The sequence below is a fragment of the Streptomyces sp. URMC 123 genome (genome assembly GCF_051386515.1).
Taxonomy (GTDB): Bacteria; Actinomycetota; Actinomycetes; order Streptomycetales; family Streptomycetaceae; genus Streptomyces.
In genome coordinates this window covers 1-5,568 of record NZ_JBPQTV010000381.1, presented here as the reverse complement: position 1 = coordinate 5,568, position 5,568 = coordinate 1, and the positions used below count along the sequence as shown (strand labels likewise).

The window sequence follows — 5,568 nt, the reverse complement described above, 5'->3', positions numbered from 1 at the left end:
GGTCCCGCGCATCCCGCGCATCCCGTCGGGCACCCCGTACGCCCCGCTCACACCCCGTACAACCGGCGCACACACCCGTACGCCCCCCGTACGCCCCGCACACCCCGCACGAATCCCATCCGGTGCACCGCCGCCAGGGGTCATCCCCACCCAGACCGGAGATCTCATGACATCCCAACCCACCGCGACCGCCCCACCACCGCCTTCGCGACCACTTCCGGAGGCCACCAAGGGCCGCGCCGTCCGCCCGGGAGACCGGATCTTCCTCGGTCTCTCCCGGGGCTCGGGCATCCTGCTGCTGGTCATCATGGCGGCGATCGCGCTCTTCCTGGCCTACCGCGCCACGCTCGCCATCTCGGAGGACTCGGGGAACTTCCTCACCACCTTCGAGTGGAACCCGGCCGGCAAGCCGCCGGTCTTCGGCATCGCGATCCTCGCCTGGGGCACGGTCGTGAGCTCGCTGATCGCGATGGCCATCGCGGTGCCCATCGCCATCGGCATCGCGCTGTTCATCTCGCACTACGCCCCGCGCCGGCTCGCCGCGCCGCTGGGGTACGTGATCGACCTGCTCGCCGCGGTCCCCAGCATCATCTACGGCCTGTGGGGCGCGCTGTTCCTGGTGCCGTACCTGGACGGGCTGAACCGCTGGCTCGACGAGTACCTCGGCTGGACGTACATCTTCGACAAGTCGGGCGCGGGCCCGGCCCGGTCCCTCTTCACCGTCGGCATCCTGCTGGCGATCATGATCCTGCCGATCATCACCAACGTCACCCGTGAGGTCTTCCTCCAGGTGCCGAAGATGCACGAGGAGGCGGCGCTGGCCCTCGGCGCGACCCGCTGGGAGGTCATCCGGATGTCGGTGCTGCCCTTCGGCCGCTCCGGGATCATCAGCGCCTCGATGCTGGGCCTGGGGCGCGCGCTGGGCGAGACGATGGCCGTGGCCGTCGTGCTCTCCCCGAACTTCCTCTTCTCCGGTCATCTGCTCGACCCGGGCGGCGGCACCTTCGCGCAGAACATCGCCGCGAAGTTCAACGAGGCGAACGACTTCGGCCGCGACGCGCTGATCGCCTCCGGCCTCGTGCTCTTCGTCATCACCCTGCTGGTCAACGGCGCCGCCCGGTGGATCATCGCGCGCCGCAAGGAGTATTCGGGAGCCAACGCATGAGCACGGTATGCGCGGGCCGGGAAGGAACGGTCACACCGTGAGCGCTGTCATTCAGGACCAGCGTCCGACCGCCGACGTACGGCCGCCCGGCAGCCTCGCCCAGGCGCGGCTGCCCCGCTGGACGCCGATCGCCATCGCCGCCGGCTCGATCGCCATCGCCTGCGGCGCCGGACTCGCCGCCGGCTGGGAGAGCCGGGTGCAGTGGGGGCTCATCGCCGCCCTGCTCTTCGTCCTCGCCACCTACGCGATCACCGCCCGGGTCGAGGGCCGCCGGCAGGCCAAGGACCGGGTGGCCACCAGCGTCGTCTGGGTCTGCTTCGTCCTCGCCGTCATCCCGCTGCTCTCCCTCACCTGGGTGACGGTGAGCCGCGGCATCAAGGTGCTGGACCCGTACTTCCTCACCCACTCGATGGCCGGGCTGCTCAACGCGGAGGCCGGCGGCGGCGTGTACCACGCGCTGCTGGGCACCCTGGAGCAGGTGGGCATCGCCACCGCCATCGCCGCGCCGATCGGCCTGCTGACCGCGATCTACCTCGTCGAGTACGGCCGCGGCCGGCTCGCGCAGGCGGTCACGTTCTTCGTCGACGTCATGACGGGCATCCCGTCGATCGTCGCCGGCCTGTTCGTGCTGGCCTTCTGGAACCTCGGGCTGGGCTTCGGCCCCTCCGGGTTCGCCGGCTCGCTGGCGCTCGCGCTGCTGATGATGCCGGTCGTGGTCCGCTCCACCGAGGAGATGCTCAAGCTCGTCCCCAACGAGCTGCGCGAGGCCTCCCTGGCGCTCGGCGTGCCGAAGTGGCGCACCATCCTCAAGGTCGTCCTGCCGACCGCGCTCGGCGGCATCACCACCGGGGTGATGCTCTCCATCGCGCGGATCACCGGCGAGACCGCCCCCGTGATGCTGCTGGTCTTCGGCACCGCGCTGATCAACCCGAACCCGTTCGAGGGAGCGCAGTCCTCGTTGCCGCTGTACGTGTTCGAGCAGTACCGGATCGGCACCGACGCCTCCTACGACCGCGCCTGGGCGGCGGCACTCGTCCTCATCGCGTTCGTCATGATCCTCAACCTGGTGGCCCGCGGCATCGCCCGCTGGAAGGCCCCGCGCCACTGATTCGCGGCCTCGCCGCGTGGTCGGCCGCGACCGGCCACACCAGACACAGAAGAGAAGTGATTCCCATGGCCAAGCGCATCGACGTCAGCGGCCTCACCGCGTACTACGGCAACCACAAGGCCATCGAGGACATCTCGATGACCGTGGAGCCCCGCTCCGTGACCGCCTTCATCGGCCCGTCCGGCTGCGGCAAGTCCACCTTCCTGCGCACCCTCAACCGGATGCACGAGGTCACCCCCGGCGGCCGGGTCGAGGGCAAGGTGATGCTGGACGACGAGAACCTGTACGGCTCCGGCGTCGACCCCGTCTCGGTACGCCGCACGGTCGGCATGGTCTTCCAGCGGCCCAACCCCTTCCCCACCATGTCGATCTACGACAACGTGGCGGCGGGGCTGCGGCTGAACGGCGGCTTCCGCAAGTCCGAGCTGGACGGCGTCGTGGAGAAGTCGCTCAAGGGCGCCAACCTCTGGAACGAGGTCAAGGACCGGCTCAACAAGCCCGGCTCCGGCCTCTCCGGCGGTCAGCAGCAGCGGCTGTGCATCGCCCGCGCCATCGCGGTCGAGCCGGAGGTGCTGCTGATGGACGAGCCGTGCTCCGCCCTGGACCCGATCTCCACCCTCGCCATCGAGGACCTGATCGGCGAGCTCAAGGAGCGCTTCACGATCGTCATCGTGACGCACAACATGCAGCAGGCGGCCCGCGTCTCCGACCGCACCGCGTTCTTCAACCTCGCGGCGGTCGGCCAGCCGGGCCGGCTGATCGAGATCGACGAGACGGAGCGGATCTTCTCCAACCCGTCCGTCCAGGCGACCGAGGACTACATCTCGGGCCGCTTCGGCTGATCCGGCCGGACACCAGACGTCCTGCGGTGCTGCATGGCGGTGCCACCGCACGGCGAAGGGCCCGCCCCCTGCTCCCGGGGGCGGGCCCGTCCGTGTTCCGCGCGTCGGCCGTACGGGACGGCCGGCGGCACGTGTCAGCCGAAGGCGAGGTTGACAATCCAGAAGCTGAACGCGGCGACCAGCGCCGCGGCCGGCATCGTGATGAACCAGCCGGCGACGATGTTCTTCGCCACGCCCCAGCGCACCGCGTTCACGCGCTTGGTGGCCCCCACGCCCATGATCGCCGAGGTGATGACATGGGTCGTCGAGATCGGCGCGTGGAACATGAAGGACGCGGTGTACATCACCGAGGCCGCCGTGGTCTCGGCGGCGAAGCCCTGGGGCGGGTCCAGCTCGATGATCCGGCGGCCGAGGGTCCGCATGATGCGCCAGCCACCCGCGTACGTACCGAGCGACAGCGTCAGCGCACAGGCGATCTTCACCCAGACGGGGATCGGGTCGCCCGCGTCCTCGACATCGGCGATGACCAGGGCCATCACCACGATGCCCATGGTCTTCTGGGCGTCCTGGAGACCGTGGCCGAGCGCCATGCCCGCCGCCGAGACGGTCTGGGCGATGCGGAAGCCGCGCTTGGCCTTGTGCGGGTTGGACTTACGGAACATCCACATGATCGCGACCATCACCAGATAGCCGAGGATCAGGCCGATGAACGGGGACACGAACATCGGGATCACGATCTTCTCGACCACGCCCGACCAGTACACCGTCGTACCGCCCGCGAGCGCCGCGCCCACCATGCCGCCGAACAGGGCGTGCGAGGAGGACGACGGAAGCCCGAAGTACCAGGTGATCAGGTTCCAGGCGATCGCGCCGACCAGGGCGGCGAAGAGGATTCCCATCCCCTTCTGGCCCTCGGGCGTGGCGATCAGGCCCTTGCTGACGGTCTTGGCGACCCCGCTGCCCAGGAAGGCACCGGCGAGGTTCATCACCGCCGCCATCGCGAGGGCCGCGCGCGGGGTCAGGGCCCGCGTGGAGACCGAGGTCGCGATGGCGTTCGCGGAGTCGTGGAAGCCGTTGGTATAGGTGAAGCCGAGCGCGACCCCGATGGTCACGATGAGCGCGAAGGTGTCCACCGGAGGTCAGGACTCCTTGACCGCGATGGTCTCGACGGTGTTGGCCACGTGCTCGAAGGCGTCGGCCGCCTCCTCCAGCACATCCACGATCTGCTTGAGCTTGAGCACCTCGATGGCCTCGTACTTGCCGTTGAACAGGTGCGCGAGCAGCTTGCGGTGAATCTGGTCGGCCTGGTTCTCCAGGCGGTTGACCTCGATCCAGTACTCCGTGAGGTTGTCCATGGTCCGCAGGTGCGGCATGGCCTCGGCGGTCAGCTCGGCGGCCCGGGCCAGGACCTCGATCTGCTGCTCGACGCCCTTGGGCAGCTCGTCGATCTGGTAGAGGACGACCAGGTCGACGGCCTCCTCCATGAAGTCCATGATGTCGTCGAGCGACGAGGCGAGGGAGTAGATGTCCTCGCGGTCGAACGGCGTGATGAAGGAGGAGTTCAGCTGGTGGAAGATCGCGTGCGTCGCGTCGTCCCCGGCGTGCTCCGCCGCCCGCATGCGCTCGGCGATCTCCGACCGGGCGGAGGAGTCGGCCCCGAGCAGTTCCATCAGGAGCTTGGAGCCCGTGACGATGTTGTCCGCAGACGCGGCGAACATGTCGTAGAAGCTCGTCTCCCTGGGGGTCAGACGAAATCGCACGTGGTTTCCTCGGGGTGCGGCGGATTCGGTCTCGATGATGCTAGGCGCATCTTCCAGCCACGGCTAACGGGCATTCCCCCAGTGTCGCCCATCAGGCACAGTGCTCCGCAGCAGGCCCCGGCTCCGCCCGCCGCATTCGGTACCATATACCCACCAGGGGTATATGCGACGGTGCGCCGGGCGTGCCGTTCGGCGCCCTGCGGAACAGGGTTCCCCGTTACCGGGAGGACAGCCCCGAGGCCGCCTCTCCGCGGGGCGGCACTGTCGGACACTCCCTTCGGCGGCTCACCAGGACACGGCTCACCAGGAAACGGGAGGACGCGATGACGACCACGGAGGCCGACATGCCCGCGACCGGCGAGGCCCCCACCGCGCACGGCCCCTCCTCGCACGGGCCCTCCTCGCCGCCGGGCCCGCACGGCTACAGCAAGCAGAAGGAGCAGCACCTCAAGCGGCTGCGCAGGATCGAGGGCCAGATCCGCGGGCTGCAGCGGATGGTCGACGAGGACGTCTACTGCATCGACATACTCACGCAGGTGTCGGCCGGCACCAAGGCGCTCCAGTCGTTCGCCCTCCAGCTGCTGGAGGAGCATCTGCGGCACTGTGTGGCCGCGGCGGCCGTGGAGGGCGCCCCGGCGGCGGACGGCGACTCGAGGGCCACGGAGTCGAGCCGGGAGACGTCCACCACCAGGC

At 69.3% G+C, this 5,568-nt stretch carries 6 protein-coding genes; 4 read left to right on the top strand and 2 right to left on the bottom strand.

What is annotated here, in order from left to right; translation table 11 throughout:
- The first annotated feature begins 166 nt into the window (after positions 1 to 166).
- The 3 genes from pstC to pstB all read left to right on the top strand — a co-directional run bounded on the left by pstC (position 167) and on the right by pstB (position 3,115).
- Positions 167 to 1,165, top strand: a complete 999-nt coding sequence (gene pstC, locus ACSNOD_RS27685; protein WP_436769806.1) for a phosphate ABC transporter permease subunit PstC — start codon at positions 167 to 169, stop codon at positions 1,163 to 1,165.
- 37 nt (positions 1,166 to 1,202) lie between these two features.
- Positions 1,203 to 2,273 (top strand): phosphate ABC transporter permease PstA, encoded by a 1,071-nt coding sequence (pstA, locus tag ACSNOD_RS27680; protein WP_436769805.1) that lies wholly within the window; start codon positions 1,203 to 1,205, stop codon positions 2,271 to 2,273.
- A gap of 65 nt (positions 2,274 to 2,338) precedes the next feature.
- Complete coding sequence (gene pstB, locus ACSNOD_RS27675) at positions 2,339 to 3,115, top strand: phosphate ABC transporter ATP-binding protein PstB (RefSeq protein WP_436769804.1); 777 nt, start codon at positions 2,339 to 2,341, stop codon at positions 3,113 to 3,115.
- Between the two features lie 134 nt (positions 3,116 to 3,249).
- On the opposite strand, the gene ACSNOD_RS27670 is transcribed toward pstB, so the two are convergent.
- Both ACSNOD_RS27670 and ACSNOD_RS27665 read right to left on the bottom strand, forming a co-directional pair.
- Entirely contained in the window at positions 3,250 to 4,248 is a 999-nt protein-coding gene (locus ACSNOD_RS27670; protein WP_436769803.1) for an anion permease, read from the bottom strand.
- 6 nt (positions 4,249 to 4,254) lie between these two features.
- A complete protein-coding gene (locus ACSNOD_RS27665) occupies positions 4,255 to 4,875 on the bottom strand; it encodes a DUF47 domain-containing protein (RefSeq protein WP_436769802.1) in 621 nt (206 codons plus the stop codon).
- A gap of 323 nt (positions 4,876 to 5,198) precedes the next feature.
- On the opposite strand from ACSNOD_RS27665, the gene ACSNOD_RS27660 reads away from it, so the two are divergent.
- Positions 5,199 to 5,568, top strand: a 370-nt coding sequence (locus ACSNOD_RS27660; protein WP_436769801.1) for a metal-sensitive transcriptional regulator, incomplete at its 3' end; no start/stop codon positions are given.

Coding starts and splice junctions, on each gene's coding strand:
- pstC (WP_436769806.1), top strand. CDS start 167: ATGACATCCCAACCCACCGCGACCGCCCCACCACCGCCTTCGCGACCA.
- pstB (WP_436769804.1), top strand. CDS start 2,339: ATGGCCAAGCGCATCGACGTCAGCGGCCTCACCGCGTACTACGGCAAC.